This window comes from Pantoea sp. X-Soil-TKNS-1279, assembly GCF_059730565.1.
In genome coordinates this window covers 1,483,626-1,509,627 of record NZ_AP035948.1, presented here as the reverse complement: position 1 = coordinate 1,509,627, position 26,002 = coordinate 1,483,626, and the positions used below count along the sequence as shown (strand labels likewise).

Annotated in this window: 27 protein-coding genes and 1 pseudogene; 13 read left to right on the top strand and 15 right to left on the bottom strand. The window is 54.2% G+C overall.

What is annotated here, in order from left to right; all coding sequences use genetic code 11:
• Positions 1-2: 2 nt before the first annotated feature.
• The 4 genes from artJ (AC6I8N_RS07055) to artJ (AC6I8N_RS07040) all read left to right on the top strand — a co-directional run bounded on the left by artJ (AC6I8N_RS07055) (position 3) and on the right by artJ (AC6I8N_RS07040) (position 2,979).
• On the top strand, positions 3-734 hold the full coding sequence (gene artJ / locus AC6I8N_RS07055) for an arginine ABC transporter substrate-binding protein (RefSeq protein WP_021182578.1): 732 nt from the start codon (positions 3-5) through the stop codon (positions 732-734).
• A gap of 6 nt (positions 735-740) precedes the next feature.
• Positions 741-1,454: an arginine ABC transporter permease ArtQ gene (artQ, locus tag AC6I8N_RS07050; protein WP_208725112.1), complete on the top strand. Its 714-nt coding sequence runs from the start codon at positions 741-743 to the stop codon at positions 1,452-1,454.
• A 1-nt stretch (position 1,455) separates the two neighbouring features.
• Positions 1,456-2,124: an arginine ABC transporter permease ArtM gene (artM, locus tag AC6I8N_RS07045; RefSeq protein ID WP_497830354.1), complete on the top strand. Its 669-nt coding sequence runs from the start codon at positions 1,456-1,458 to the stop codon at positions 2,122-2,124.
• Positions 2,125-2,247: 123 nt separating this feature from the next.
• The gene (artJ, locus tag AC6I8N_RS07040; protein ID WP_208725110.1) at positions 2,248-2,979 is read left to right on the top strand and encodes an arginine ABC transporter substrate-binding protein; all 732 of its coding nucleotides are present in this window, start codon (positions 2,248-2,250) and stop codon (positions 2,977-2,979) included.
• A gap of 83 nt (positions 2,980-3,062) precedes the next feature.
• On the opposite strand, the gene rlmC is transcribed toward artJ (AC6I8N_RS07040), so the two are convergent.
• The 10 genes from rlmC to AC6I8N_RS06990 form a co-directional block, all read right to left on the bottom strand.
• Positions 3,063-4,187 carry a 23S rRNA (uracil(747)-C(5))-methyltransferase RlmC gene (rlmC, locus tag AC6I8N_RS07035; protein ID WP_497830353.1) on the bottom strand — a complete coding sequence of 375 codons (1,125 nt, stop codon included), beginning with the start codon at positions 4,185-4,187 and terminating at the stop codon, positions 3,063-3,065.
• Between the two features lie 49 nt (positions 4,188-4,236).
• A complete protein-coding gene (locus AC6I8N_RS07030) occupies positions 4,237-4,698 on the bottom strand; it encodes a YbjO family protein (protein WP_036624572.1) in 462 nt (153 codons plus the stop codon).
• Positions 4,699-4,892: 194 nt separating this feature from the next.
• Complete coding sequence (potI, locus tag AC6I8N_RS07025; RefSeq protein ID WP_497830352.1) at positions 4,893-5,738, bottom strand: putrescine ABC transporter permease PotI; 846 nt, start codon at positions 5,736-5,738, stop codon at positions 4,893-4,895.
• The gene (gene potH, locus AC6I8N_RS07020) at positions 5,735-6,697 is read right to left on the bottom strand and encodes a putrescine ABC transporter permease PotH (RefSeq protein WP_021182571.1); all 963 of its coding nucleotides are present in this window, start codon (positions 6,695-6,697) and stop codon (positions 5,735-5,737) included. The genes potI and potH overlap by 4 nt, the downstream gene beginning before the upstream one ends.
• Positions 6,698-6,706: 9 nt before the next feature.
• A complete protein-coding gene (potG, locus tag AC6I8N_RS07015; RefSeq protein WP_021182570.1) occupies positions 6,707-7,840 on the bottom strand; it encodes a putrescine ABC transporter ATP-binding subunit PotG in 1,134 nt (377 codons plus the stop codon).
• A 115-nt stretch (positions 7,841-7,955) separates the two neighbouring features.
• Positions 7,956-9,065, bottom strand: coding sequence for a spermidine/putrescine ABC transporter substrate-binding protein PotF (gene potF, locus AC6I8N_RS07010; protein WP_021182569.1), 1,110 nt, complete (start codon positions 9,063-9,065; stop codon positions 7,956-7,958).
• 371 nt (positions 9,066-9,436) lie between these two features.
• Positions 9,437-9,916 carry a YbjN domain-containing protein gene (locus AC6I8N_RS07005; protein WP_013508474.1) on the bottom strand — a complete coding sequence of 160 codons (480 nt, stop codon included), beginning with the start codon at positions 9,914-9,916 and terminating at the stop codon, positions 9,437-9,439.
• Between the two features lie 87 nt (positions 9,917-10,003).
• Entirely contained in the window at positions 10,004-10,906 is a 903-nt protein-coding gene (gene rimK, locus AC6I8N_RS07000) for a 30S ribosomal protein S6--L-glutamate ligase (protein ID WP_021182568.1), read from the bottom strand.
• Between the two features lie 17 nt (positions 10,907-10,923).
• A complete protein-coding gene (nfsA, locus tag AC6I8N_RS06995; RefSeq protein ID WP_021182567.1) occupies positions 10,924-11,646 on the bottom strand; it encodes an oxygen-insensitive NADPH nitroreductase in 723 nt (240 codons plus the stop codon).
• 12 nt (positions 11,647-11,658) lie between these two features.
• Positions 11,659-11,910, bottom strand: coding sequence for a DUF1418 family protein (locus AC6I8N_RS06990; RefSeq protein ID WP_497830351.1), 252 nt, complete (start codon positions 11,908-11,910; stop codon positions 11,659-11,661).
• A 174-nt stretch (positions 11,911-12,084) separates the two neighbouring features.
• Between AC6I8N_RS06990 and AC6I8N_RS06985 the strand changes: the two genes are divergently transcribed.
• The 3 genes and pseudogenes from AC6I8N_RS06985 (at position 12,085) to AC6I8N_RS06975 (ending at position 13,857) form a co-directional block, all read left to right on the top strand.
• Positions 12,085-12,861 carry an MBL fold metallo-hydrolase gene (locus AC6I8N_RS06985; protein WP_497830350.1) on the top strand — a complete coding sequence of 259 codons (777 nt, stop codon included), beginning with the start codon at positions 12,085-12,087 and terminating at the stop codon, positions 12,859-12,861.
• A gap of 15 nt (positions 12,862-12,876) precedes the next feature.
• Positions 12,877-13,465: pseudogene (locus AC6I8N_RS06980) on the top strand (GlxA family transcriptional regulator).
• A 128-nt stretch (positions 13,466-13,593) separates the two neighbouring features.
• Positions 13,594-13,857: a GrxA family glutaredoxin gene (locus AC6I8N_RS06975; RefSeq protein ID WP_013508468.1), complete on the top strand. Its 264-nt coding sequence runs from the start codon at positions 13,594-13,596 to the stop codon at positions 13,855-13,857.
• Positions 13,858-13,935: 78 nt separating this feature from the next.
• Here the strand turns inward: AC6I8N_RS06975 and ybjM are convergent, their stop codons facing one another.
• Positions 13,936-14,301 carry an inner membrane protein YbjM gene (gene ybjM / locus AC6I8N_RS06970; RefSeq protein WP_021182563.1) on the bottom strand — a complete coding sequence of 122 codons (366 nt, stop codon included), beginning with the start codon at positions 14,299-14,301 and terminating at the stop codon, positions 13,936-13,938.
• A gap of 254 nt (positions 14,302-14,555) precedes the next feature.
• Here ybjM and AC6I8N_RS06965 point away from each other — a divergent pair, with 254 nt between their 5' ends.
• The 3 genes from AC6I8N_RS06965 (at position 14,556) to ybjG (ending at position 17,793) form a co-directional block, all read left to right on the top strand.
• On the top strand, positions 14,556-16,244 hold the full coding sequence (locus AC6I8N_RS06965) for an aspartate:alanine antiporter (protein ID WP_036624566.1): 1,689 nt from the start codon (positions 14,556-14,558) through the stop codon (positions 16,242-16,244).
• 200 nt (positions 16,245-16,444) lie between these two features.
• A complete protein-coding gene (locus tag AC6I8N_RS06960; RefSeq protein ID WP_497830349.1) occupies positions 16,445-17,188 on the top strand; it encodes a phosphatase PAP2 family protein in 744 nt (247 codons plus the stop codon).
• Positions 17,188-17,793, top strand: a complete 606-nt coding sequence (ybjG, locus tag AC6I8N_RS06955) for an undecaprenyl-diphosphate phosphatase (protein WP_497830348.1) — start codon at positions 17,188-17,190, stop codon at positions 17,791-17,793. Before AC6I8N_RS06960 ends, ybjG begins: the two co-directional genes overlap by 1 nt.
• 46 nt (positions 17,794-17,839) lie before the next feature.
• On the opposite strand, the gene AC6I8N_RS06950 is transcribed toward ybjG, so the two are convergent.
• Positions 17,840-19,045 carry a serine hydrolase gene (locus AC6I8N_RS06950; protein ID WP_497830347.1) on the bottom strand — a complete coding sequence of 402 codons (1,206 nt, stop codon included), beginning with the start codon at positions 19,043-19,045 and terminating at the stop codon, positions 17,840-17,842.
• Between the two features lie 272 nt (positions 19,046-19,317).
• Between AC6I8N_RS06950 and AC6I8N_RS06945 the strand changes: the two genes are divergently transcribed.
• Positions 19,318-19,974 carry an HAD family hydrolase gene (locus AC6I8N_RS06945; protein ID WP_208725504.1) on the top strand — a complete coding sequence of 219 codons (657 nt, stop codon included), beginning with the start codon at positions 19,318-19,320 and terminating at the stop codon, positions 19,972-19,974.
• Here AC6I8N_RS06945 and AC6I8N_RS06940 read toward each other — a convergent pair whose 3' ends face one another.
• From AC6I8N_RS06940 to AC6I8N_RS06930, 3 genes are all read right to left on the bottom strand, one after another.
• Entirely contained in the window at positions 19,975-21,111 is a 1,137-nt protein-coding gene (locus AC6I8N_RS06940) for a PQQ-dependent sugar dehydrogenase (protein ID WP_497830346.1), read from the bottom strand.
• Between the two features lie 104 nt (positions 21,112-21,215).
• Entirely contained in the window at positions 21,216-21,872 is a 657-nt protein-coding gene (locus AC6I8N_RS06935) for a DUF3313 domain-containing protein (protein ID WP_021182555.1), read from the bottom strand.
• Between the two features lie 127 nt (positions 21,873-21,999).
• On the bottom strand, positions 22,000-22,635 hold the full coding sequence (locus tag AC6I8N_RS06930; RefSeq protein ID WP_021182554.1) for a carbonic anhydrase: 636 nt from the start codon (positions 22,633-22,635) through the stop codon (positions 22,000-22,002).
• A gap of 239 nt (positions 22,636-22,874) precedes the next feature.
• On the opposite strand from AC6I8N_RS06930, the gene rimO reads away from it, so the two are divergent.
• Together rimO and AC6I8N_RS06920 are read left to right on the top strand one after the other, a co-directional pair.
• Positions 22,875-24,200: a 30S ribosomal protein S12 methylthiotransferase RimO gene (gene rimO / locus AC6I8N_RS06925; RefSeq protein ID WP_021182553.1), complete on the top strand. Its 1,326-nt coding sequence runs from the start codon at positions 22,875-22,877 to the stop codon at positions 24,198-24,200.
• Between the two features lie 128 nt (positions 24,201-24,328).
• Complete coding sequence (locus AC6I8N_RS06920) at positions 24,329-25,990, top strand: methyl-accepting chemotaxis protein (RefSeq protein ID WP_497830345.1); 1,662 nt, start codon at positions 24,329-24,331, stop codon at positions 25,988-25,990.
• The last annotated feature ends 12 nt before the right edge of the window (positions 25,991-26,002 follow it).

Sequence of the window (26,002 nt, the reverse complement as noted above, 5' to 3'; positions counted from 1 at the left end):
TAATGAAAAAAGTCGTACTTGCTGCACTGCTTGCTGGTTTGAGTCTGAGCGCTTCCGCTGCGCAGACCCTGCGTTTCGCGACCGAGGCCTCTTATCCTCCGTTTGAATTCGTCGATTCTGACAATAAAATTCAGGGCTTTGATGTCGATTTGGCCAATGCCTTGTGTAAAGAGATTGATGCCACCTGTACCTTCACCAATCAGGCCTTTGACAGCCTGATCCCGAGCCTGAAATTCCGCCGTTTCGACGCGGTGATGGCTGGTATGGACATCACGCCAGAGCGTGAAAAGCAGGTGCTGTTCACTAAACCTTACTACGACAACTCGGCGCTGTTTATCGCGCAGAAAGGCAAAGTGGCGGACGTCGCGGCGCTGAAAGGCAAGCGTGTCGGCGTGCAGAACGGCACTACCCATCAGAAATACCTGTCTGATAAGCACAGCGACATCACCGTGGTACCGTATGACAGCTACCAGAACGCCATCCTCGACCTGAAAAATGGCCGCATCGATGCCGTCTTCGGTGACACTGCGGTGGTCAACGAGTGGCTGAAGCAAAACCCGAACCTGGCCGCGCTGGGTGATAAAGTGACCGACAAAGCCTACTTCGGCACCGGTCTTGGCATCGCGGTGCGCATGGGTAACACCGAGTTGCAGGAAAAATTCAACGCCGCGCTGGATAAAGTCAAAGCCGACGGTACTTACAAAACCATCTACAACAAATGGTTTCAGCAGTAATTTCTGATGAATGAAATGATTCCACTCGCAAGCGCCGCCGGTATGACCGTCGGCCTTGCCGTTTGTGCATTGATCGCCGGCCTTGTGCTGGCGATGATTTTTGCTGGCTGGGAATCGGTGCGCTGGCAGCCGTTGGCCTGGGTTGGCACCGGTTTGGTGACGCTGATTCGCGGTCTGCCGGAAATCCTCGTGGTGCTGTTTATCTACTTCGGTGCCTCGCAATTGTTGCTGACACTGTCGGATGGCTTCCATATCAACCTTGGCCTGTTCAGCATTCCGGTGCAGGTACAGATTGAAAACTTCGATGTCAGCCCATTCCTGTGCGGCGTGATTGCGCTGGCGATGCTTTACTCGGCTTACGCATCACAAACCCTGCGCGGCGCGTTAAAAGCGGTGCCAGTGGGTCAGTGGGAATCCGGTCAGGCGCTGGGGATGAAGAAGTCAGCGATTTTCTTCCGCCTGATCATGCCGCAGATGTGGCGTCACGCATTACCCGGCCTGGGTAACCAGTGGCTGGTGCTGCTGAAGGATACCGCGCTGGTGTCGCTGATTAGCGTTAACGATCTGATGTTGCAGACCAAAAGCATCGCTACCCGTACGCAGGAGCCCTTTACCTGGTATCTGGTGGCCGCTGCCATCTATCTGATTATCACGCTGTTCAGTCAGGCGGTGCTGCGCCGTATTGAATCGCGCACCACGCGTTTTGAGCGGGGAGCCTGATATGCTGCAATATTTACCCGAACTGCTGAAAGGTCTGCATACCAGCCTGACGTTGACCGTCGCTTCACTGATCGCCGCGCTGGTGTTGTCGCTGCTGTTCACCGTGGTGCTGGCGCTGAAAGTGCCGGTGCTGAATGCCCTCGTTAAAGGCTACATCACGGTGTTCACCGGTACGCCGCTGCTGGTGCAGATCTTCCTGATTTACTACGGCCCCGGCCAGTTCCCCAGCATCCAGAACACTCCCTGGCTGTGGCATTTGCTGTCGCAGCCGTGGCTGTGCGCCCTGCTGGCGCTGTCGCTCAACAGCGCAGCCTACACTACGCAATTGTTTTACGGCGCGGTACGTGCCATTCCTTCCGGTCAGTGGCAATCCTGTGCTGCCCTCGGGATGAATCGTAAAGACACGCTGCGAATTCTGCTGCCGTATGCGTTTAAACGTGCGCTGTCGTCTTACTCCAATGAGGTGGTGCTGGTGTTCAAAAGTACCTCTCTGGCCTACACCATCACGCTGATGGAGGTAATGGGCCACGGTCAATTGCTGTATGGCCGCACCTATGATGTCACGGTGTTCGCCGCCGCCGGTTTAGTGTATCTGTGCGTCAATGGTTTGCTGACATTGATGATGCGCCTGATTGAACGACGCGCGCTGGCATTTGAGCGTAGAAATTAATATCCAGGCGGGTTTTCCCGCCTTTTTTCATTATTTATACAACATTCTTGCATAATGATGCATTCGATGGCATCTTGTAACGCGTTCGCCTCCGGGCGTAAATGATCTACAGGAGCCTCAAAAATGAAAAAATGGATCGTTGCTGCTGCACTGGCAACTCTGGCAATGAATGCCTTTGCGGCGGAGAAAATCCGCTTCGCCTCTTCCGCGACTTATCCTCCATTTGAATCTCTGGACCGTGAAAATCAAATCGTTGGCTTTGATATCGATCTGGCAAAAGCGTTATGCCAACAAATGAAGGCCGAATGTACCTTCACCAACAACGCATTTGACAGCTTGATCCCCTCTCTGAAATTCCGCCGCTATGACGCCATCATCTCCGGTATGGATATCACCGCCGATCGCAGCAAACAGGTGGATTTCACCCAACCCTATTATGCCAACTCAGCTGTCGTCATTGCGCGTAAAGGCCAGTTCAGTGATTTCGCCCAGTTGAAGGGCAAACGGATTGGTATGGAAAACGGCACCACCCATCAGAAGTACCTGCTGGAGCAGCATCCGGAAGTGGTCGCGGTGGCGTATGACAGTTACCAGAACGCCATTCTCGACCTGAAAAATGGCCGTCTGGATGGCGTATTCGGTGATACCGCCGTGGTAAATCAGTGGCTGAAAACTAATGCTGATCTGGCCCCGGTTGGCGCGCATGTGACGGATGCCAGTTATTTTGGCACCGGGCTGGGCATTGCGGTACGTAAAGGTAATACCGAACTACGCGATCAGCTGAATGGCGCGCTGGCGGCAATCAAAGCCAACGGTACGTATCAGCAACTCAATCAGAAGTGGTTCCCCGAATAATAGCTATGGGGTCGGCGCGGTGTGATGCCTGACAGGTTCTGCACTGTCCTCGGTTCAGGATGAGCACGGCGTCGCCCCACCCTTCAGCATTTAGTCAGTAACGTCAGCACTTCGAAATGGGCGGTGTGGGGAAACATATCGAACAGCTGCACGCGGCTGACGCTATAGGCACTCAGACGCGCGATATCCTGCGCCATGCTATGCGGATTGCAGCTGGAATAGAGAATGTATTCCGGTGCCATCTGGCTAAGGTAGGCGCATAACTCAGCCCCAATGCCACGGCGTGGCGGATTGACCAGCACCAACTCCGGTACCTGATCCCGCGAGGTGGCGAACTGGGTGGAATCCAGCGCGGCAAAACTGACTTTCTCCAGTCCCAGTTGCTGAGCTGACTGGCGAGCACAGGCGATAGCTTCCGCGTTGATCTCAATCCCGGTTAACTGCATCTCTGCGCTGGCACAGTGCAGACCAAAACCGCCTACGCCACAAAACAGATCCCACATGCTGCTCACCGCCAACTGCGCCACCCAGTCGCGTGCGGTAGCATACAAACTGGCTGCCACCCGTGGGTTGGTCTGGAAGAAACTTTGTGGGCGAATATACAGCGGTACGTGATTAAACTTCTCGGCCAGCGCCTGATCAGGCGTCAGCGCAATCTCTTCCTCGCCTTCGAGGATCGCCATATGCACCGGCTGAATATTGGCAGAGATCACCGTCAGCTGTGGCAGTTGCTGTTGCAGCCACGGCAGCGCGGCGCGTAACTGTTCCAGTTTGCTGGTAGAGCGCAGCACGAAACGCAGCATCATGCCGCCCTGGGTGCTCTCCGTCAGCAACAGGAACTTCAACTCACCACGTTTGCGCGCCACGTTATACGGTGTTAAACCGGCACGGGCGATAAAGGGTTTGAGTACGGCAAACACCGGAGCAAAACTGGCGGGATAGAGTGGGCAGGCGCACAGATCAACCGGCTCGCCATCACGCGACATCATGCCAAACACCGGACGCTCGACACTGCCGCTCACCACCATCTTGGCTTTATTACGGAACCCCTGTTCAACCGAAGTGACCGGCGCGCACCACTCCCCTACCGCCTGCTGCGCCAGCAGTTGCTCCAGCAGCGACTGTTTCGCAGAAATCTGCTGCGGGTAAGGTTTTTCCAGCCACTGGCAGGAACGGCAGCGGTCGGCATCATAAAGCGCGCAATGCATGGTGGGGCCTGTATTCTGAATCGGGAGAAAAAAACGGGGGGCGATTGTATCACCGACGCCGGAAAAAAGCGCGGCTGCTGGCCGGGACAAACAACAGTAGCAGAACCATCACATCCGGCAGTTTCTGCGACAGAGTATGGTGAATGATCTGCGCGTTAGTTTCGCCATCGATACTGAAGATCTCCGGGTAAATCCAGCCCATCGACGCCATCAGCATATATCCCAGCACGATAATCTGGGTCGCCACATAACCCCAGCGTCCTCGGTTACTGCCGCGCATCAGGGTGAAAGCACAGCGCAGCTCAAACAAAAAGATCAGCTGGCTGGCAATGAAAATGACGGTGGAATCCCAGGCCTGAGCGCTACGGTGGACAAAATTGACTAACTCTTCGTAACCCAGTTCATTCGCCAGCATCACCACGCTGATGCAGCGTGTCGCAATAATGGCGATACCGGCAACCAACACCGGCGCAGGCGTGAACAAAGGCACTTTTTTCAGGGTTTCCGACATCGACCGACTCCATAACAAAAGGCTGGCTGCGCCATCATGTTGATCAGGTTTGCACGAATCAGTAGCGGCGCGATTTATCGCGCTGTCGCAGGTGTAAAACCCCGCGCGATAAATCGCGCCGCTACGAGATGTATCCTACCTGAGCAACATTACGTCAGCTCCAGCCTCTCCTATAGTGGCAAATGTTACGGATTTCAGCCACGTCTTGCTTTCTGAATATCGCGCAAACGTTGCTTTTCTTCGTGCGCCATAAAGCGCCAGGCGATAAAACCGACCAGACCGACGACAAACAGAATCAGCGATGCCAGGGCGTTGATCTCCGGGTTCACGCCACGACGCACGGTGGCAAAGATCGCCATTGGCAAGGTGGTCGCACCCGGACCGGTCACAAAGCTGGCAATCACCAGGTCATCGAGCGACAGGGTAAACGCCAGCAGCCAGCCCGTAATGATGGCCGGGGCGATCATGGGTACGGTAATCACGAAGAACACCTTAAGGGGCGTTGCGCCGAGATCCATTGCCGCTTCTTCAATCGAACGGTCCAACTCACGCAGGCGCGAGTTGATTACCACCGCCACATAAGCGGTACAGAAGGTGACGTGTGCCAACCAGATAGTCAGCATGCCACGATCGCTCGGCCAGCCAAGGGTATTGCCCATCGCCACAAACAGCAGCAACAGCGACAACCCGGTGATCACGTCCGGCATCACCAGCGGCGCGGTAAGCATAAACGCAAAGCCGTTGTGCCCTTTAAAACGGCCAAAACGCACGATAATCACCGCTGCGATAGTGCCCAACACCACCGCCATACTGGCAGACATCGCGGCGATGCTCAGGCTGAGCAGCACCGCATCGATCATCGCATCGTCCTGGAACAGCACATGGTACCAGTGGAACGAGAAGCTCTCCCACACCGTTACCAGTTGTGAACTGTTAAACGAATAGGCCACCAGCAGCAGCATCGGTGCATACAGGAACAGAAAGCCGAGCACCAGAATCGTGGTACGCCAGGGGGAGCGGATAGCCGGTAACTGATTCATCCCTTCTCTCCCATTTCACGGTTTTGATGTTTGTGGAACCAGACAATCGGCAGGATCAGAATCAACAGAATGATCACCGCCAGCGCTGACGCCACCGGCCAGTCACGGTTGTTGAAGAACTCCTGCCACAGGATACGTCCAATCATGATGCTGTCCGGGCCGCCCAACAATTCAGGGATGACGTACTCACCCACCGCCGGGATAAACACCAGCATCGAACCGGCGATAATCCCACCTTTGGTCAGCGGCACAATGACACTGAAAAAGGTCTTCAACGGACGCGCACCCAGATCCAGTGAGGCTTCCACCAGCGAATAATCAATACGCGTCAGCGCGGTATAAATGGGCAGCACCATAAACGGCAGATAGCAGTAGACAATACCGATATACACTGCGGTGTTGGTGTAGAGGATCACCAGCGGATGATCGATAACGCCCAGCCACATCAGGAAACGGTTGAGGATACCGTTATTGTTCAGCAGCCCCATCCAGGCATACACACGTACCAGGAACGACGTCCATGACGGCAGGATCACCAGCAACAGTAGGATGGTACGCATGGAAGGCTTACTGTGCGCCACCGCCCACGCCAGTGGATAACCAATCACCAGGCAGATAATGGTGGAGATAGCCGCCACTTTCAGCGATTGCAGATAGGCATCGGCGTATAACGGATCATCCGTCAGTTGCAGATAGTTACCGAGATTAAGCACCAGATTGAGCTGATCATCAGCCCAGGTGACCAAATCGGTATAAGGCGGGATCGCGCGCGCGATATCGGCAAAACTGATTTTCAGCACAATCAGGAACGGCAGCAGGAAAAACAGCACCAGCCACAGGTACGGCAGTGCGATCACCAGCTTACGGCCATGTTGCATTTTGATGCGCGTGGCCCAGCGCTGTAGCGGGGTGCCCGGCTGTTCAGCCTGCGTGGCACCGGGTTGAGAAATCTGGCTCATTCCGCCTCCTTAAACCGTCAAAACCACACAGCTGTCTGCATCCCAGCACAGGCGCACTTCATCGCCCCAGGTGGGCGCGCCTTTGCGGTAACGATGGGCGTTCTGCAACTGGGCGCTAATCATCTGACCGCTCTGCAAACGCACATGGTAGATCGACAAATCGCCAAGATAGGCGATGTGTACCACTTCCCCCACCGCGAAGTTACAACCATCGGCAGGCACTTCGTCGCACAGCATCACTTTTTCCGGGCGCAGCGCCACATGCACCGGAACGTTATCGACGATGGAGACATCCGTCTCCACTTTCAGCGGATGCACCAGACCCGGGCTTTCCAGCACCAGACCATCTTCACGGCGCTCACGCAGCAATCCTTCAAACACATTTACCGAGCCGATAAATTCGGCGCTGAAGCGGTTGGTTGGGTGTTCGTAAATCTCTTCTGGCTCACCGATCTGGGCGAATTTACCACGGTTCATAATGGCGATACGTCCCGCCATGGTCATCGCTTCTTCCTGGTCGTGGGTCACCATGACGCAGGTCACGCCGACGCGCTCCAGAATATCCACCACTTCCAGTTGCATACGGTCGCGCAGCTTTTTATCCAGCGCCCCCATCGGTTCATCCAGCAGCAGCAGCTTCGGACGCTTAGCCAGACTACGTGCCAGCGCCACACGCTGACGTTGACCGCCAGAAAGTTGATGCGGTTTACGTTTGGCGTACTCCTGCATGTGCACCAGCGCCAGCATTTCTTCAACGCGGCTGGCGATTTCGCCTTTCGGCAGTTTGTCCTGCTTGAGGCCAAACGCGATATTTTGCTCCACCGTCATGTGCGGGAACAACGCATAGGACTGGAACATCATGTTGATCGGCCGCTGATACGGCGGCACATGGGAGAGATCCTGCCCATCCAACACAATCTGACCGCTACTCGGCACCTCGAATCCTGCCAGCATACGCAGCAGGGTCGATTTGCCGCAGCCCGAAGGACCGAGCAGAGCAAAAATTTCACCTTTGTAAATGGTCAGGCTGACATCATCCACGGCGTGCTGGCCGTCAAAGGATTTGGTCAGGTTGCGGATTTCCAGCAGCGGCGTTAATGCCTTTGCGGTTTTGTTATGGGGGCGGGGAATCGCGTCGCTCACTAACTTATCTCCAACGCTTAGCGACTGTTAACATCAGCCGCTAAAAATGGCACAACAGAGGCCATCACCGCGCCTCTGTTGTCGTCCTAATACAAGTGAATCCGTTCAGAACGAATTACTTACCACTTTTAACTTTAGTCCATGCACGGGTACGTACACGATCCAGTTTCGGATCCTGGACTTTCAACACGAACAGCTTGGACATAATCTCGGCTGGCGGGAAGATGCCTGGATTGTTACGTACATCGGCATTGATCAGCGGCAGTGACGCCTTGTTGCCGTTGGCATAGTTCATCTTGTTAGAGATGTCGGCGATCACTTTCGGATCCATGATGTAGTTCAGCCACTGATAGGCTTCGTCGAGATTCTTGGCATCTTTCGGAATCGCCATCATGTCGAAGAACGCCAGTGCGCCCTGCTTCGGAACGCTGTAGGCCAGGTTCACGCCATTTTTCGCCTGAGCAGCACGGTCCTTCGCTTGCAGGATGTCACCCGACCAACCGATCGCCACACAAATGTTGCCGTTCGCCAGGTCGTTGATGTACTGCGACGAGTGGAAATAACGAATGCTCGGACGCAGTTTCAGCAGCAGATCGGTCGCTGCACCGGAGTAATCTTTCGGGTCAGAGCTGTTCGGATCTTTACCGAGGTAGTTCAGCACGGTGGCAAAAATCTCTTCCGGCGCATCGAGGAAGGAAACACCACAGCTTTTCAGTTTTTCCAGGTTTTCCGGTTTCAACACCAGATCCCAGCTATCAACCGGCGCGTCTTTACCCAGAATAGCTTTCACTTTATCGACGTTATAGCCGATACCGGTGGTGCCCCACAGGTAAGGAATCGCGTATTTGTTGCCTGGATCGTGCTGAGCCACTTTCGCCATCAGATCCGGGTCGAGATTTTTGTAGTTCGGCAGTTTGCTCTTATCCAGCTCCTGGAACACACCAGATTGCAGCTGTCGCGCGAGGAAGCTCGACGACGGCACGACCACGTCGTAACCGGTGCTACCGGCCATCAGTTTGCCTTCCAGTACTTCATTGGAATCAAACACGTCATAGACGACTTTAATGCCCGTCTCTTTTTCGAAATTCGGAACCGTGTCCGCCGAAATATAATCAGACCAGTTATAAACGTGCAGCGTTTTATCTGCGGCCAGTGAACCAGCTGACGCTGTCATCAGTACACCAGCAACCACACCTGACAACCATTTTTTACGTTGGTTGAACATGTTTTCCTTCCTCCTGAGCGGGTCATCACAACGCTGCATACACGCGATCCGGACGTTGCGTTTTCTGTTTATTTACAGGCACACAATGAATCAATATTCAGCGGGAGTTTAATAGTAAAAACCTATACCTGCGCTGAGGTTGCACGTCTCAAGCAGCCCCGCAAGAATAGCCGCCCCGCCTCACCTGTACCAGATCCCAGCGTAAAAAACGCCTTTTTGCGATAAGTTATGCATGTTTCTGCTATGGGGTTCGGCATGCGCGGCATAAAGCACGACAAATATCTGGCGATTTAGGGCAAAATGCAGAATAAAAAGTGGTGGGGATAAAATGAAAACTGCCGCAAAAAGCGGCAGTTAATCAGACAGGAAAATCAGTGCAGCATCGCACGGCCGAGTGAGCTGGGTTGTCGCTCCTCTTCCTCGCCCATCATCAGCAAATTATTGGCGAAGGCTTCCATAATCACCATAGAAACCTGCTCCTCGCTTTGCTTCATAAAGTGCGAGAACTGACCAAAGGTTAATCCGGCGGTGGTACTGAGCGACTGGCAGACAATCAGCTTCGGCAGATTATCATCCTGAATGTCGATAAAGGCTTTCACCGTCAGGGAGCTGGCATTGATTTGCGACAGATCGCCCACCAGCGGAATCAACGCCGTCGGTTTGACTTCAGCCAGCGCTGAGAACAGGATTACACCATCCACAAGGTCGATTTTTGCATCAAACACCCCGTCAAAATTCTGCATATGCGGCAGATGCAAAGCCTGGCAGGCATCGCATTCGAACCAGGTGATATTTTGTTGATCCAGCCAGCGACGCAGCACGTCGATGTCAGGAACGACCAGTGAATCCATCGTCATGTCCCGTGGGGTGAAGAAATAAGCGCCTTAGCTTACGGAAAAAATGAAATCGATGCCACGAAAAACGCTGAAAAGCGCGTCTCAGCCACCAGTTTTAAGACGGAAACCGGGCAGCGCGTGCTGTTCAATCCAGTCTATCATCATGGCAGCGATGTTCATCCCGGTGGTGCATTCAATGCCCTCAAGACCAGGAGACGCATTCACCTCCATCACCAGTGGCCCTCGGTTGGCACGTAAAATGTCAACACCAGCCACTTCCAGCCCCAGGGTGCTGGCCGCCTTGACCGCAATCTCACGTTCCTGATCGGTGATGCGCACCGGGTAAGCCTTGCCGCCGCGATGCAGATTGGAACGAAAATCGCCCTCTTTGGCGGCGCGTTCAATCGCCGCGACCACCTCATCGCCAATCACCAGGCAGCGAATATCCCGCCCCTGCGCTTCTTTGATGAACTCCTGCACCAGAATATGCGCGTTAAGACCACGAAACGCATCGATCACGCTCTCCGCCGCCTGACGGGTTTCCGCCAGCACCACGCCAATGCCCTGCGTCCCTTCCACCAGCTTCACCACCAAAGGCGCGCCGCCCACCATGGTGATCAGATCATCGGTATCATCCGGTGACGAAGCAAAGCCAGTGACCGGCATATCGATCCCTTCGCGCGCCAGCAGTTGCAGCGAACGCAGTTTGTCACGCGCCCGGGTAATCGCCACCGACTCATTCAATGGATAGCTGCCGCACAACTCAAACTGGCGCAGCACCGCCGTGCCGTAAAAGGTAATGGCGGATCCGATGCGCGGGATCACCGCATCAAAATGCCCGAGCGGTTCACCGCGATAATGCACCGCAGGCGACGCCGGGTTGATATTCATATAACAGGAAAGCGGATCGATAATTTGCACCTGATGACCACGCGCTTCCGCTGCTTCACGCAGACGCTTACACGAATAAAGCTGTCCATCACGGGAGAGAATGGCCATTTTCATCGCAGAATTCCTTGTGCTTAACGGGTTGCCCAGCCCTGCTGGTGCAGGTAATCCAGCATAAACGGACGCGTTTCTTTTATGATCAGGCGTTGAATCAGCTCGCTCCAGGTTTCCGCACGTTGATTGCTGTCACGCTGTTGATAATAGATGCTGGTGCGGCTGTCGTATTCCGCCAGCACCGCCGCATCGAAAGGTTGATAGGTGTTTTCATGCACCAGCATCGCCTGCGGGATACGGGGTTTGATATCCGGCACCGCGGCAGGATGGCCGATGCAGAAACCAAATAATGGCAGCACAAACTTGGGCAGGCCGAGCAGCGTGGTGACATCCGCGATGTTGTTGCGGATACCGCCGATAAACACACCACCCAGACCGAGCGATTCCGCTGCTATCATCGCATTCTGCGCCATCAGCGCGGTATCCACGCAACCCAGCAATAACTGCTCGGCTCGCCCCAGTTGCGCTTCGGGGCAAATTTGCAGATGACGATTAAAATCGGCGCAGAACACCCAAAACTCCGCAGCGGCACTCACCCACGGCTGCCCGCCAGTCAGTGTCACCAGTTGCTCACGCTTCTGCCGATCGGTGATACGAATAATCGAGGAACACTGCAAAAAACTGGAGGTTGAAGCCGCTTGTGCCGCTGCAATAATGGCGTCGCGCTGCGCCTGATCAATATCCTGATCGGTAAAAGCACGAATGGAACGGTGGCTGCACAGTAAATCAATGGTCGGCGTCATAATCCTCTCCGGTTACTTCTTTTTGTCATGTTGATTGAACAACTGGGGGGCCATCGCTTTGGCGGTACGCCACATCATCAACCAGGCGGCAGGCAGCATCAGCACGATGCCGACAATGAACAACACCGTCGCCAGCGTCTTTTCACTGATAGCGGCAGGCGTCGCGATCCAGTCATTAATTAACGCCAGTGCGCCAATCACGGCGATCACGCCGATGGCTTCCAGTAACAGCACCGGCTTTGGTAATCGGGCCAGGTTGCTCATGAGATGACTCTCCCACAGTTCAATCCGTTAAGCCGTCTGTTATAGCACAATTGCCTGGTGGTAATCCGGTGGCTTAATGTGACCCTTTTCCATCGAAGGATGGCATTGTGCCGACTCACTGCCAGCAAGGGGAATTTTTATACTGACAGCTCAATATTGTCGGAGAAATAAAACATGAAACTGACCCAGGTTCGTAACGCAACCTTAAAACTCGAGTATGCCGGTGTGCGCTTCCTGATCGATCCCATGTTCGCTGATAAAGACGCATGGCCCGGCTTCCCGGGTTCGGCCCGCGCCCATCTGCGTAACCCGCTGGTTCCGTTGCCGTTGAGCATCGATGAGCTACTTGATGTCGATATCATTATTGTCACCCATACCCATCAGGATCACTGGGATGAGGCCGCGCAGCAGCGGATTTCCAAAGACCGCCTCATCTACACCCAAAATGAACAGGATGCCACCCTACTGCGTTCACAGGGCTTTAGCCAGGTGCAGGCACTGGCCGCGGAAAACAATATTGCGGGTATCATTATCAGTAAAACCGATGGGCAGCACGGTAGCGATGAGGCTTATGCGATCCCCGCCGTGGCGGAACGTCTCGGCGATGCCTGCGGCCTGGTTTTCCGTCATGAAAACGAACAAACGCTGTATATTGCGGGTGATACCGTCTGGGTAAAACCCTATGTCGATAGCCTGAACACCTTTACACCGGAAGTCATTGTATTGAATATCGGTTGCGCTACGCTGGACGGTCTCGGCGCGATCATCATGGGCAAAGAGGATGCGTTGCGCACCCATCAGCGACTGCCTACCGCCATGATTGTGGCCTCCCATATGGAAGCGGTGAATCATTGTCTGCTGAGTCGCAAGGAACTGCGTGAATTTGCTGCCGGGCAGGGACTTGAACATCAGATCCTGGTGCCAGACGATGGTGAAACCCTGAGCTTTTAATCTGGAGTGGGAACGATGCCTGCATTGCGTGTGGTGGTGGTGGCCAGTCGGGGATTTAGCCCGTTCCACTTTTCTGTACCGTTGATGGTATTTGGTAAAGCCATGCCTCAGGAAGGTTTGTTTAAAGTGGATATTGCCGCTGAGCAGCCTGGGGTGATCGCCTCTGAAAACGGCCTCTCCATCCATGTCGGGCAAGGCCTGGAGTCCCTTGCCAATGCTGATATCGTGATTGTCCCGTTTTGAACGCGTGGTGCCCGATTCCACACGAGACAGTCAGATCAACGAGCTGATCGATTTTTTGCGCCACAACCTTGATAAGCCGCATGATATCGCTGCACTGGCACGCTTTGTCAGCATGAGCAGACGCACGCTGACTCGCCATTTCTCAAGAGCCACCGGCATGACGCCCGGCGAGTGGCTGCATATGGAGCGATTGCGACGCAGCCAGGAATTGCTGGAAACCACCGATCACAGCATTGAGACTGTCGCCTCACTGGCGGGTTATCAGTCGCCCATTTCATTTCGCCAGCGCTTTAAAGCGCGTTTTAACGTCAGCCCCAGCGAATGGCGGCGTACTTTTCGTGGGCCAGATGCGCAGTTTTAAAGACCCTGCGCATCACAACAACAGGCAATTCCTTCTTTCTTTCACCCTTCTTAGCGGGCATCATGTCTGCCATTATTCACGCTGTGATGTGACTTTCATCACAAAACAGCAGCGGAAGGAGAGAAGCAATGTTTGCAGTGATTTTTGGTCGTCCCGGCTGTCCTTACTGCGTACGCGCCCAGGAACTGGCCGCCAAACTGACCACCGAACGTGACGATTTTAATTATCAGTACGTCGACATTCAGGTGGAAGGCATCACCAAAGCCGATCTGGAAGCCCGTGCGGGTAAACCGGTCACTACGGTGCCGCAGATTTTCCTCGACCAGCAGCATATCGGTGGCTATACCGATTTCGCCGCATGGACGAAAGAGAATCTGGATTTCGCGGTATAACAGATCTTAGCGGTGCGATTTATCGCGCGGGTTTTGCCAGCAGAAAACCGCGCGATAAATCGCGCCGCTACACCTGCCTCATGAACGCATCGCCAGCATGATGCGCAGCAAACGTACCAATAGCGCGCCACAGCCCGCCCAAAACAGCGCACTCAATCCCCAGATGACCATCCAGCCGCTATGGCTCAGATTCAGCACCAGCAACACCCACAGCGTACCCAGCACTGTCCCCGCCAGTGCCACCCACAGCGTACTTTTTAACGGACTTTCCGGCTGCATCAGCGCCACCACAATGCCCGGCAGCAGAAACAGCAGCAACTCTGGCTGACCACCTATCGACCTTTCACCCGGTGAGACCCAAAAATGATGGGCAAAAATAAACACCAGCGTATATAGCGTTACGCCCAGCACCGATGCAGGCCAGCGATTATTACGCTGCAACATAACCAACCTCAACTTCAGTGTTAACAATATTGAAACTTTTAACTGCCCTGGCACACGAGTGGAAATAAAAAGAAACAGCTGAATGCGGAAGGAATGAAAACTGCCGATAGCTGAGGGTGTTAATTATGATTAGAATGACGCCGCTTCAAAATTCGGTCCCTGCCCTCTCGGCAAAACGGGCACCTGCGGTCGCCACAAGATAGCGAAAAACGACCTTTTCATCAACATGTTACAGGTAAATAAGAAGTTAAAGCGTGAATATTAACGTCGCAGATTTGTTAAGCGGAAATGACGTCCTGTTATTATTTGTGGTTTTAGCCCTCGGCCTCTGTCTGGGTAAATTACGCCTTGGCTCTGTCCAGCTCGGAAATTCCATTGGCGTATTAGTAGTATCGCTTATTTTAGGTGAACAACATTTCGCCATAAATACCGCTGCATTGAGCCTCGGATTTATGCTGTTTATTTTTTGTGTCGGCGTCGAAGCGGGACCCAACTTTTTTTCGATCTTTTTCCGTGACGGTAAAAACTATTTTATTCTCGCCATCGTGATGGTGGGCAGCGCCCTGCTGCTGGCGCTGCTGTTGGGTAAAGTGTTCGGCTGGGATATTGGCCTGACCGCTGGCATGCTGGCAGGAGCCATGACCTCCACACCGGTGCTGGTGGGTGCCGGGGACACGCTCCGGCATAGTATCAGTGACAATCAGCAACTGAACCTGATGCAGGATCATCTCAGTCTCGGCTATGCCATTACCTACCTGGTCGGTCTGGTCAGCCTGATCTTCGGCGCACGCTACCTGCCACGTCTGCAACATCAGGACCTGCCGACCTGCGCCCAGCAAATTGCCCGTGAGCGCGGTCTGGATGCTGACAGTCAGCGTAAAGTTTTCCTTCCGGTGATCCGCGCCTACCGCGTTGGGCCAGAGTTGGTGGCATGGAGTGGCGGCAAAAATCTGCGTGAACTGGGCATTCATCGTCAGACCGGCTGTTATATCGAGCGTCTGCGCCGCAACGGTATCCTTGCCAGCCCGGATGGGGATGCTCAGTTGCAACTTGGCGATGAGATTTCGCTGGTGGGTTATCCCGATGCCCATGCCCGTCTCGATCCCAGCTTCCGTAACGGCAAAGAAGTGTTCGACCGTGACCTGCTGGATATGCGCATCGTGACCGAAGAGATTGTGGTGAAGAACCATAATGCGGTGAATAAACGTCTCAATCATCTGAAGCTGACCGATCATGGCTGTTTCCTCAACCGCGTTATCCGCAGCCAGATTGAAATGCCGATCGATGACAGCATCATGCTGAACAAAGGTGATGTGTTGCAGGTCAGCGGTGAGGCTAAGCGCGTGAAAAGTCTTGCCGATCGCATCGGCTTTATCGCCATCCATAGTCAGATGACCGATCTGCTGGCATTTTGCGCCTTCTTTATTATTGGTTTGATGATCGGCATGATCACTTTCCAGTTCAGCAATTTCAGTTTTGGTATCGGTAACGCGGCCGGGCTCCTGTTTTCCGGAATCATGTTGGGCTTTCTGCGTGCCAACCATCCGACCTTTGGTTACATCCCTCAGGGCGCGTTGACGATGGTAAAAGAGTTCGGCCTGATGGTGTTTATGGCGGGCGTTGGCCTTAGCGCAGGCAGCGGCCTGCAACACGGGCTGGGCAGTGAAGGTGCGCTGATGTTACTGAGTGGCCTGCTGGTCAGTCTGGTGCCGGTGGTGATTTGTTACCTGTTTGGTGCTTATGTACTGCGAATGAACCGCGCACTGCTGTTCGGGGCGATTATGGGGGCACGCACCTGCGCCCCGGCGATGGAGATTATCAGCGACACCGCACGCAGCAATATTCCGGCGCTGGGCTATGCCGGAACCTATGCGATTGCCAACGTGCTGCTGACGCTGGCCGGTACGCTAATCGTCATTATTTGGCCAATTTTGCCCTTATAAAAATTTTTCGACTGAGTCCAGAACTTTTTTTCCGGGGTGCAGTCTGAATTAATGCCACTGCTTTTCTTTGAAATCCCCAAGTTGAGGAGCCCGCCAGTCACTGACTGACGGGTTTTTTTATGCCCGTCGTAAGTGGCTTAAGGTTCTCTTAAGCGCGAATTGCGACCCTGTACACCTGGTTTCACTATCCGCAAACATTCATGTCGCTGTCATCAAAACTAAACAATTCAACAACCCGTATCAGGATTCAGAACCCGGCTATTTACCCGCTGTCACGTCGCTTTTACGCTATCAACTTTATTTTGCTGGCATTTTTAGCATCGGTTTTCCTGTTGTGGTCACGCCATGAAAGCCTTGATATCGCCATCAGTCAGTTTTGGTTTGATCCGCTAACCCAGCGTTTCCCGTGGCAACACAACCGCTGGCTGGATCTGATCAACCATCGCTTGCTGAAGGATGCAATCATCATTGGCGGTGTCGTGATGCTGTTGCGTGGCATTCAGATACGTGATGGCAGGCGGGTTCTGGTCGCGTTGCTGCTGGGCTTGGGACCCTTGGTGATCGGCATTCTGAAGGCACACAGCGCGCACTCCTGTCCCTGGGATCTGGCGATGTTCGGTGGTAAAGCCGCGAACTTTACCCTGCTGAGCGCAGTGCCTGAGAACAGCGGTCCCGGTCAATGCTTCCCGGGTGGTCATGCGTCGAGCGGGTTTGCGGTAATGGGGTTATTTTTCCTGTGGTGGCCAGAGAAGCCACTCCGTGCCCTGCTGGCGTTGCTGGCCGGTATTGCCCTCGGATTATTGATGGGATACGGCCAGGTAATGCGTGGCGCGCACTTCTTCTCCCACAATCTGTGGGCGGGATGGTGGGTATGGCTGACCCAGATGCTGATTTTTGCTGGCGTTTCTTTTTGGGTAAACAAGACGAGGAACAGAAGAGCGTAATGGAAGAGATCAACCGCACGCTGTTTTTATGGATTAACGCCACGCCGAATTCACCGGAATGGTTACTGAGCCTGGCCACTTTTATCGCACGCGACTTGATCGCCATTGTCCCGCTGCTGATCGTGATGCTGTGGCTATGGGGACCGCGTGAACAGGTGGCCTCACAGCGCACCCTGGTATTAAAAACCGGTATGGCGCTGATTTATGCCCTGAGTATCTCCTGGTGCATCAGTCAGTTGTTGCCGCATCCGCGCCCGTTTGTGATCGGACTGGGCCATCAGTTTCTGTCGCATGCCGCCGATGACTCCTACCCCAGCGATCATGGCACCACCATTTTCACTTTCGCGCTGGCGTTCATTTGCTGGCACCGTTTATGGTCGGGTGTGATTTTGTTGCTCACCGGCATCGCCATCGCCTGGTCACGCGTTTATCTTGGCGTGCACTGGCCGTTGGATATGCTGGGAGGATTTCTGGTGGGCATACTCGGCTGCCTGGCATCGCATCTCGCATGGCAGCTCTACGGTTCGCGTATGTTAGCGCTGACACATCAGATCTACCGCGCGCTGTTCGCGCTGCCGATTCGTAAGGGATGGATTCGCGGATAAGGAGTCCCGTCGCGGTGTGATAAATCGCACCGCGACGGGATGACGGTTAGTTAAACCATTTACCAAACAAGCTATCGAATTTCATCACAATGAAATCCCAGATACGGCTGATAAAGCCCCCTTCCTGCACATCTTCCATCACCACCAACGGACGTTGATCAACCGTTTTGCCATCCAGTTGAAAATCGATGGTACCCACCACCTGATTTTTCTTCAGCGGCGCTTCCAGTTGTGGCGACGTCAGGGTGTAACTGGCTTTAAGGTTTTTCATTTGCCCTTTTGGCACGGTAATGGAAGCATCTTTTTCCACACCGAGATTCACCTCCTGGCGATCGCCAAACCAGACACGCTGTTGAGCAAAGGGTTTATCCACTTTAATCGGTGTCACCGTGTCAAAAAAGCGGAAGCCCCAGGTAAGAAGTTTTTCACTTTCACGGAAGCGAATCGCATCGGTTTCAGCCCCAAGGACCACGGAAATCAGACGCATATCGCCATCAGTCGCTGACGAAACCAGATTGTTGCCCGCGCCCGAGGTATGGCCGGTTTTAATACCGTCAACGTTAAGATTGCTGCTCCACAGCAAACGGTTACGATTCCTCTGCTTAATATGATTAAAGGTGAATTCTTTCTCTTTATTCAACGCATACTCTTCCGGTACATCGCGGATCAGCCGCTGACCGATAATCGCCATATCGCGCGCAGTACTGTACTGCCCATCCGCATCGAGGCCGTGCACCGTCATAAAATGGGTGTTTTGCAGGCCGAAGGATTTCGCGTAGTTGTTCATCAGGCCAATAAACGAATCCTGGCTCCCCGCGACGTAGTCGGCCATCGCGATACAGGCATCGTTACCAGACTGGATGACAATCCCCTTGTTCAGCTCAGAAACCGGGATGCGGTCACCGGGTTTAAGGAACATCAGCGACGATCCTTTCAGCTTCGGGTTACCCGTAGCCCAGGCATCCTGACCGATTGTCACCATGTCGTCGTTGTGAATTTTGCCTGATTTCAACGCCTGACCAATGACATAGCTGGTCATCATTTTGGTTAAACTGGCGGGATCAAGACGCTGATCGGCGTTCGATTCGGTGAGCACCTTGCCGCTGTTGTAATCCATTAACACCCAGGCTTTAGCATCAATCTGTGGCGCTGCGGGTGCCTCTTCAGCCGAGACTACCACCGGCGTGAGGAACAATAATAAAGAAGTTGCAGCCAGAGGCCGCAGGACAGAAATGATTGAGATTTTTCTCATAATGCAACCAGAAATTCCTTGTTAAACAGTGATTTTTATGCATTGCGCGCACATGGCAAAACGCTACCCTTTAGCAACAGCAAATAAAACCGTCTGACCGTAAAGTTTTTTAGAAATTATTACAGTAACCCTGGCACCATCACCGTTGCGCTGCCACCTTTGTTCTGTCGCCATCTGTGAAAAATTGCGAGAAATTCCGATTTTTCGCAGATCAGTTAAGCCAGTCACAAATTTCCGCTAACCTGATTTCAGTCAGCCTGAGGAGAATCATGATGGACTTAGCCGTGTTCGATCTCGACGAAACCCTGATTTGTGAAGACAGCACCAGCCTGTGGCTGCGCTGGTTGGTTTCACAGGGTTTTGCCCCCGCCGAACTGATTAGCGCCGAACAGTCGCTAATGACCCAATATCACGCCGGAACGCTCTCAATTGAAGAATATATGAACACCACACTTGCCCCCCTGGCCGGAATGGCAACCATGACGGTATCTGGCTGGGTGCGGCGTTTTATCCACCGCGATATCCTGCCGCGTGTCTTTCCCGCCGCACGCGAACGCATCAACTGGCATCAACAACGTGGCGACACCGTAATGATTATCACCGCCAGCGGTGAACACCTGGCTGTACCGATTGCCGAGCGCCTTGGCGTGCATGGTGCGCTGGCCATTGGTGTGGAGATTGTCGATGACCGCTACAGCGGCCTGACCTACGGCACCATGACCTACAAAGAGGGCAAAGTGGCGCGATTGAGCGACTGGAAAGCGTTGCAACAGGAGAGACGTTTTGAGCGCACCTGGGCCTACAGTGACTCGATGAACGACCTGCCGTTGTTGGCCCACGCCGATCATGCCTGGGTCATTAACCCGGATCAGCTGCTGCATCAGGAAGCGCAGCAGCGTGGCTGGGAAGTGTGTAACTGGGTACGCTAACTACCCGCGTGGGGCACTGGCGTTCGCGGCCAGCCCCACTTTCAATAATTTACCGTTACGCTCGTCGGTCAGCACATACAGGAAACCGTCCGGCCCCTGACGAACATCGCGAATACGTTCTCCCCGTTCCGTCAGCAGGCGCTGCTCCTCTACCACCTTCTCGCCATTGACCATCAGGCGAATCAGACTTTTTTCCTTCAGCGCGCCGATAAACAACGAGTTTTTCCACTGCGGGAAACGTGCGCTGTTATAAAACGCCATCCCGCTGATGGCCGGGGAAACCTTCCAGTAAAATACCGGCTGCTCCATGCCCGCAACTTCGCCGCCCCTGGATTCCGGCACTTTCTGCCCGCTGTAATCAATGCCCCAGGTCGCCAACGGCCAGCCATAATTTTTGCCTTTTTCCGGGATATTGACTTCATCGCCTCCGCGAGGTCCGTGCTCACTTTCCCACATCTGCTGCGTCCACGGATTCAACGCCAGCCCCTGTGGATTACGCATGCCATATGACCAGATTTCACCACGCGCCCCCTGATGATGCACAAAGGGGTTGTCTGCCGGGATCTTACCGTCAGCCGTAAGGCGCACGATCTTGCCGGAGAGCTTGTCCAGATCCTGTGCGCTGCTGCTGGCAAAATTGTCACCGAAGGCAATCCATAAAAATCCTGCCTTGTCGAACGCCAGCCGTGTGCCCAAATTGGCCCCGCTGGAGAGTTTTGGCGTTTGCTCCAGCACCACCCGGAAGTCGTTCAACTGACGATTGTCATCACTCAGGCGACCATAGCCGACTACGCCACCCGCACGCCCCGCCGCGTCAGCCGTGGTATAGCTGAGCCATACACGGCGGCTTTGTGCGAAATCCGGTGCCAGCACCACATCCAGCAACCCACCCTGCCGTTGCACCCACACTTTTGGCATGCCGCTAATTGGCGCGGATAAGCCTTTGTCAGGCTGCCAACTGCGTAACTGACCCGAACGTTCAGTGATAAGCAAGGTGTGATTGTCGGGCAGAAATGCCACCGACCAGGGGTGATCCAGATGGTCCTGCAAAACCTGAACCTGAACATCCGCTGCCAGCGCTGGCAGGGAACCACTCAACACGCTGCCAAACAGCAACGCGGCACGCATCAATCGCATGGGTGTCTCCTTTTTAACCGTCTGACGTTAAGGGTAGTCAGCCGGTAAAAAAGGATGTGCAGGATTTACAAAACATTAAGCCCGGTGGCCCGGGCATGGACATTTCAGGGCGCGCTGAAAGAAACCGCATCACGGACCATTTCATCAATGCCTGGACGCAGATCATTCAGGGTGATGGGCGAGCTATTGTTAGGGAGCGTCTTACCGAAGGCCTTACGCACCACTTTAATCAACGGTTTGCCGGTTTGCGCATCGCTGGCTTCAACTTCGAGGTACAGCGTACTGTTCTGGGTACGATGTCCGGTCGCGGCCATAGTTCCGGCGATCACCGCCGCAACGGGGACCACTTCATAGAATTGCACCCCCTCATTTTCGCTACCCACGGCGGTGATTGCCGCCCTCACCACCATCGTATTCGGTCCCTTCTGGGTCACGAGATTTTTATGCACCGCGATGCCGTCTTTCAGTTTTTGGTCGGCATATTGTCGTATCGCGTCCAGCGTCTGCTGGCTGATACGCTGCGTCGGATGCGCCGCCGGGTAATAAACTATTGGGGTATAAATGACGTTGGGATACTTCGCCGCATGATAATCGGGCGATATCCAGCGCATCGTCGGTTTGCCACTCGCCGATTCCGCCATTTTTAACTGGCTGTAATCACCGAGAAAGCCTGAATATTGTTTGGTATCAGCAACATGGGAGGTACACCCTGCGGTGAGGAAAGCCAGCGTCACCAGGGGAACAACGAGATGTGATCGCATACGAAAGCCCTTATGAGGAGAAATGGCTTTTCAAGCTTAGTTTGAGCAGTAACGAGCAGTAAGAAAAATTGAAGAAATGTGAATAGCAACCGCCTGGGTTACTGACGCAACACAGGCGGTCTGGGGCTTATTCGAAGCAGGTTTCCGGGTTATCGGACAGGGAAACAAACTCATCGCCGCCTTTAGTCAGCGCCATGATTTTGCCGCTCTCAATATCATAAACCCACCCGTGCAGACGCAGCGAACCTTTACGCAGCGCTACCGCGACAGAAGGATGTGTTTTGATATTGTGGAGCTGGGCGATAACGTTCTCTTTCACCATCTCAGTAAGCTTGGTTTCCGGCGTGTCGTACTTTTTGTTCTCTACGACGGCGCGCGCAGCATCTGCATAACGCAGCCAGTGTTCCACCGCAGGCATGGTATCCATGCAGGAGCACTCGGCAATGGCTTTCATCGCGCCACAGTTGGAGTGGCCGCAAATGATGATTTCGCTCACGCCCAGTGCCACCACGGCATATTCGATGGTGGCGGATACACCGCCTGGCTCAGGTCCGAATGATGGCACAATATTGCCCGCATTACGGATAACGAACAGTTGACCCGGCTCCTGCTGTGTCACCAGTTCCGGCACCAGACGGCTGTCTGAGCAGGAGATGAACAGGGCTTTAGGATTTTGGTTGGACGCCAGGCTTTTGAAAAGATCCTTCCTTTCAGGAAACACATTCTGTTGAAAACTCAGAAAACCTTTGATGATCTCTTTCATTTCTCTGCTCTCACATTATCCACTTCTGCCCTGGCAGTGAGCAATTTCACCGTCAGCGCTGCATAATTTTTTCTTGTATCGATAATAGCTTACAGGCACCAACCGGGCATTTAAGCAAAATCACCCGGTGAAGACAACCCTGAGCATGTTGCGGCTTTAAAACAGACTATACAATTTCCCCGCGGACACCTGTACAATCGCCCCCCTATCCACACTAATTATGATGAATTTTTATTCTTATGAGCCATGTCACCAATCCTCCACGCGTGGGCTTTGTCTCACTCGGCTGCCCAAAAAACCTCGTTGACTCGGAACGTATCCTGACGGAACTGCGTACCGAAGGTTATGACGTGGTACCACGCTATGATGACGCGGAGATCGTCATTGTTAACACCTGTGGATTTATCGACAGCGCCGTGCAGGAATCCCTGGAAGCGATTGGTGAAGCGTTGAACGAGAACGGGAAAGTGATCGTCACCGGCTGCCTTGGTGCCAAAGTGGATCAAATCCGCGAAGTGCACCCGAAGGTGTTGGAAATCACCGGTCCCCACAGCTACGAGCAGGTGCTGTCACACGTTCATCACTATGTGCCGAAGCCAGAGCACAACCCGTTCCTCAGCCTGGTGCCGCAGCAGGGTGTGAAGCTGACGCCGCGCCACTATGCCTACCTGAAGATTTCGGAAGGCTGCAACCATCGCTGTACCTTCTGCATCATCCCGTCAATGCGTGGCGATCTTGATAGCCGCCCGATTGGCGAGGTACTGGACGAAGCCAAACGTCTGGTGGAAGCCGGTGTGAAAGAGCTGCTGGTCATTTCTCAGGACACCTCCGCCTACGGCGTCGATGTCAAGCATCGTACCGGATTCTGGAACGGTTCCCCGGTGAAGACCAGCATGGTCAGCCTGTGTGAACAACTGGCAAAACTTGGCGTCTGGGTGCGCCTGCACTACGTCTACCCTTACCCACATGTGGATGATGTCATTCCGCTGATGGCCGAAGGTAAGATCCTGCCGTACCTCGACATTCCGCTGCAACACGCCAGCCCGCGTATTCTGAAGCTGATGAAGCGTCCGGGTGCGGTAGAACGTACGCTGGAGCGTATTAAGCGCTGGCGGGAAATTTGCCCGGAACTGACGCTGCGTTCCACCTTTATCGTCGGCTTCCCGGGAGAAACCGAGGAAGATTTCCAGATGCTGCTCGACTTCCTGAAAGAAGCGCGTCTGGATCGTGTCGGCTGCTTCCAGTACAGCCCGGTTGAAGGCGCGACCGCCAACCAGCTGCCGGATCAGGTGCCGGAAGAGGTGAAGCAGGAACGTTTCGAACGCTTTATGCAGCTGCAACAGCAGATCTCGGCTGAACGTCTGCAAGAGAAAATTGGCCGCGAAATTCTGGTGATCATCGATGAAGTCGATGAAGAAGGAGCGGTCGGTCGCAGCATGGCCGATGCGCCAGAAATCGATGGTGCGGTCTACCTGAACGGCGATCGTCAGGTGAAAGTCGGTGACGTGGTACGCGTCAAAGTGGAACACGCCGACGAATACGATCTTTGGGGTTCACGCGTTTAATCCCTCCTCCCCCATGCCAGTCATGGGGGATATCATTTTCCGCCGAAATTATTTTTCCCCGACAGTAAAGCGCCTTTCTTTTACACCGATAACCTCTGTACACGCCCCTTTTGCCCAGAGAGTTCAGGATGCTTAAAAGAATGAAAGTCGTGACCGCCATTATTGTGATTCTGGTGGTCTTTACAGCCATGCAAGTCGTTTCCGGCTCGCTGTTTCTGACCTCGCTCATGGCGGGTCAGCGTAACTTCACCACCAGCGATCAATTATCCCACCAGCAGCGCGAACTGGCCGATGGCTGGCAAACGCTGGTAAAAACCCGCGTCACCATTAACCGCGTCGCCATACGTATCCTGAAAAAGCAGACCGATGCAGCCTCACTGGCGGCGATTGACAAATTGATCACGGCGGCGGGCGTCTCGCTGAATGAAGCGCAGCAGCACTTTGCCCAGTACAAAAGTCTGCCACGCATCAAAGGCCAGAGTGATGCTGCCGCCGCCCTTGTTGAGGCAAAATTCACCGCCATGACGGATTTGCTGCAACAATCCGCCACCTTTCTGAAAGCCAATGATTACCCTTCGTATGGCAATCTTGATGCCCAGCAAGCGCAGGATGACCTCGAAGAGGCTTACAAGCAGTGGCGTGCGCAGAACGTCGAGTTGCTGGCACAAGGCAGCGCGGAAAACGAAAGCGCCTGGCAACGTGTGCTGGCTATGGTTGCAGTGATGGCCGTGGTGGTGGTGCTGATGCTGGCAGCAGTCTGGGTGTTGGTACGCCGTATTCTGCTCACCCCCATGAAGCAACTGCAAAAACAGATGGAACGATTTGCTGAAGGGGATCTTTCCGGCAGTCTGCACGTAGAAGGCCGCAGTGAAATGGCGGCGCTGGCTGCCAGCCTGAATCATATGCAACAGGCGCTACTCAGTACCGTCAGCAATGTCCGTGACAGCGCTGATGCGATCTTCAGCAGCGTCAGTGAAATCGCTACCGGTAATAACGATCTCTCCTCACGTACCGAACAACAGGCCGCATCACTGGAGGAGACCGCCGCCAGTATGGAGCAGCTCACCGCCACCGTGAAACAAAACGCCGATAACGCGCGCCAGGCCACGCAGTTGGCAAGAACCGCTTCCGATACCGCCGATAAGGGTGGCAACGTGGTGGCTGGCGTGGTGAAAACCATGCACGATATCGCCGACAGTTCGAAAAAGATCGCGGATATTACCAGCGTGATTGATGGCATTGCCTTCCAGACCAATATCCTCGCCCTTAACGCGGCAGTCGAAGCGGCTCGCGCCGGAGAACAGGGACGCGGTTTTGCGGTGGTGGCAGGTGAAGTACGTAATCTGGCCCAACGCAGTGCACAGGCAGCGAAAGAGATCAAGCTGTTGATTGAGAACTCGGTTCAGCGTGTCAATCTCGGCTCACAACAGGTTGGCAGCGCGGGCGACACTATGCAGGAAATCGTCAGCGCCGTCACCCGCGTGACCGATATTATGGGGGAGATTGCCTCCGCATCGGATGAGCAGAGCCGTGGTATCGACCAGATCGGCCAGGCGGTGAACGAGATGGATCGCGTTACGCAACAGAACGCCACCCTGGTGCAGGAATCGGCGAATGCGTCGGCATCGCTGGAACAACAGGCCAGCCGTTTGTCTGCGGCGGTAGCGCGTTTTAACACCGGCACACGTCAGGCGGTGGCGGCGCTGGTGCGTCCGTCAGCGCCAACTGTAGCTCCGCGCGCGTTGAAGGCGCCTGCAGCCTCCGGCAATGACAATTGGGAAACGTTTTAAGGTAAAACGGCG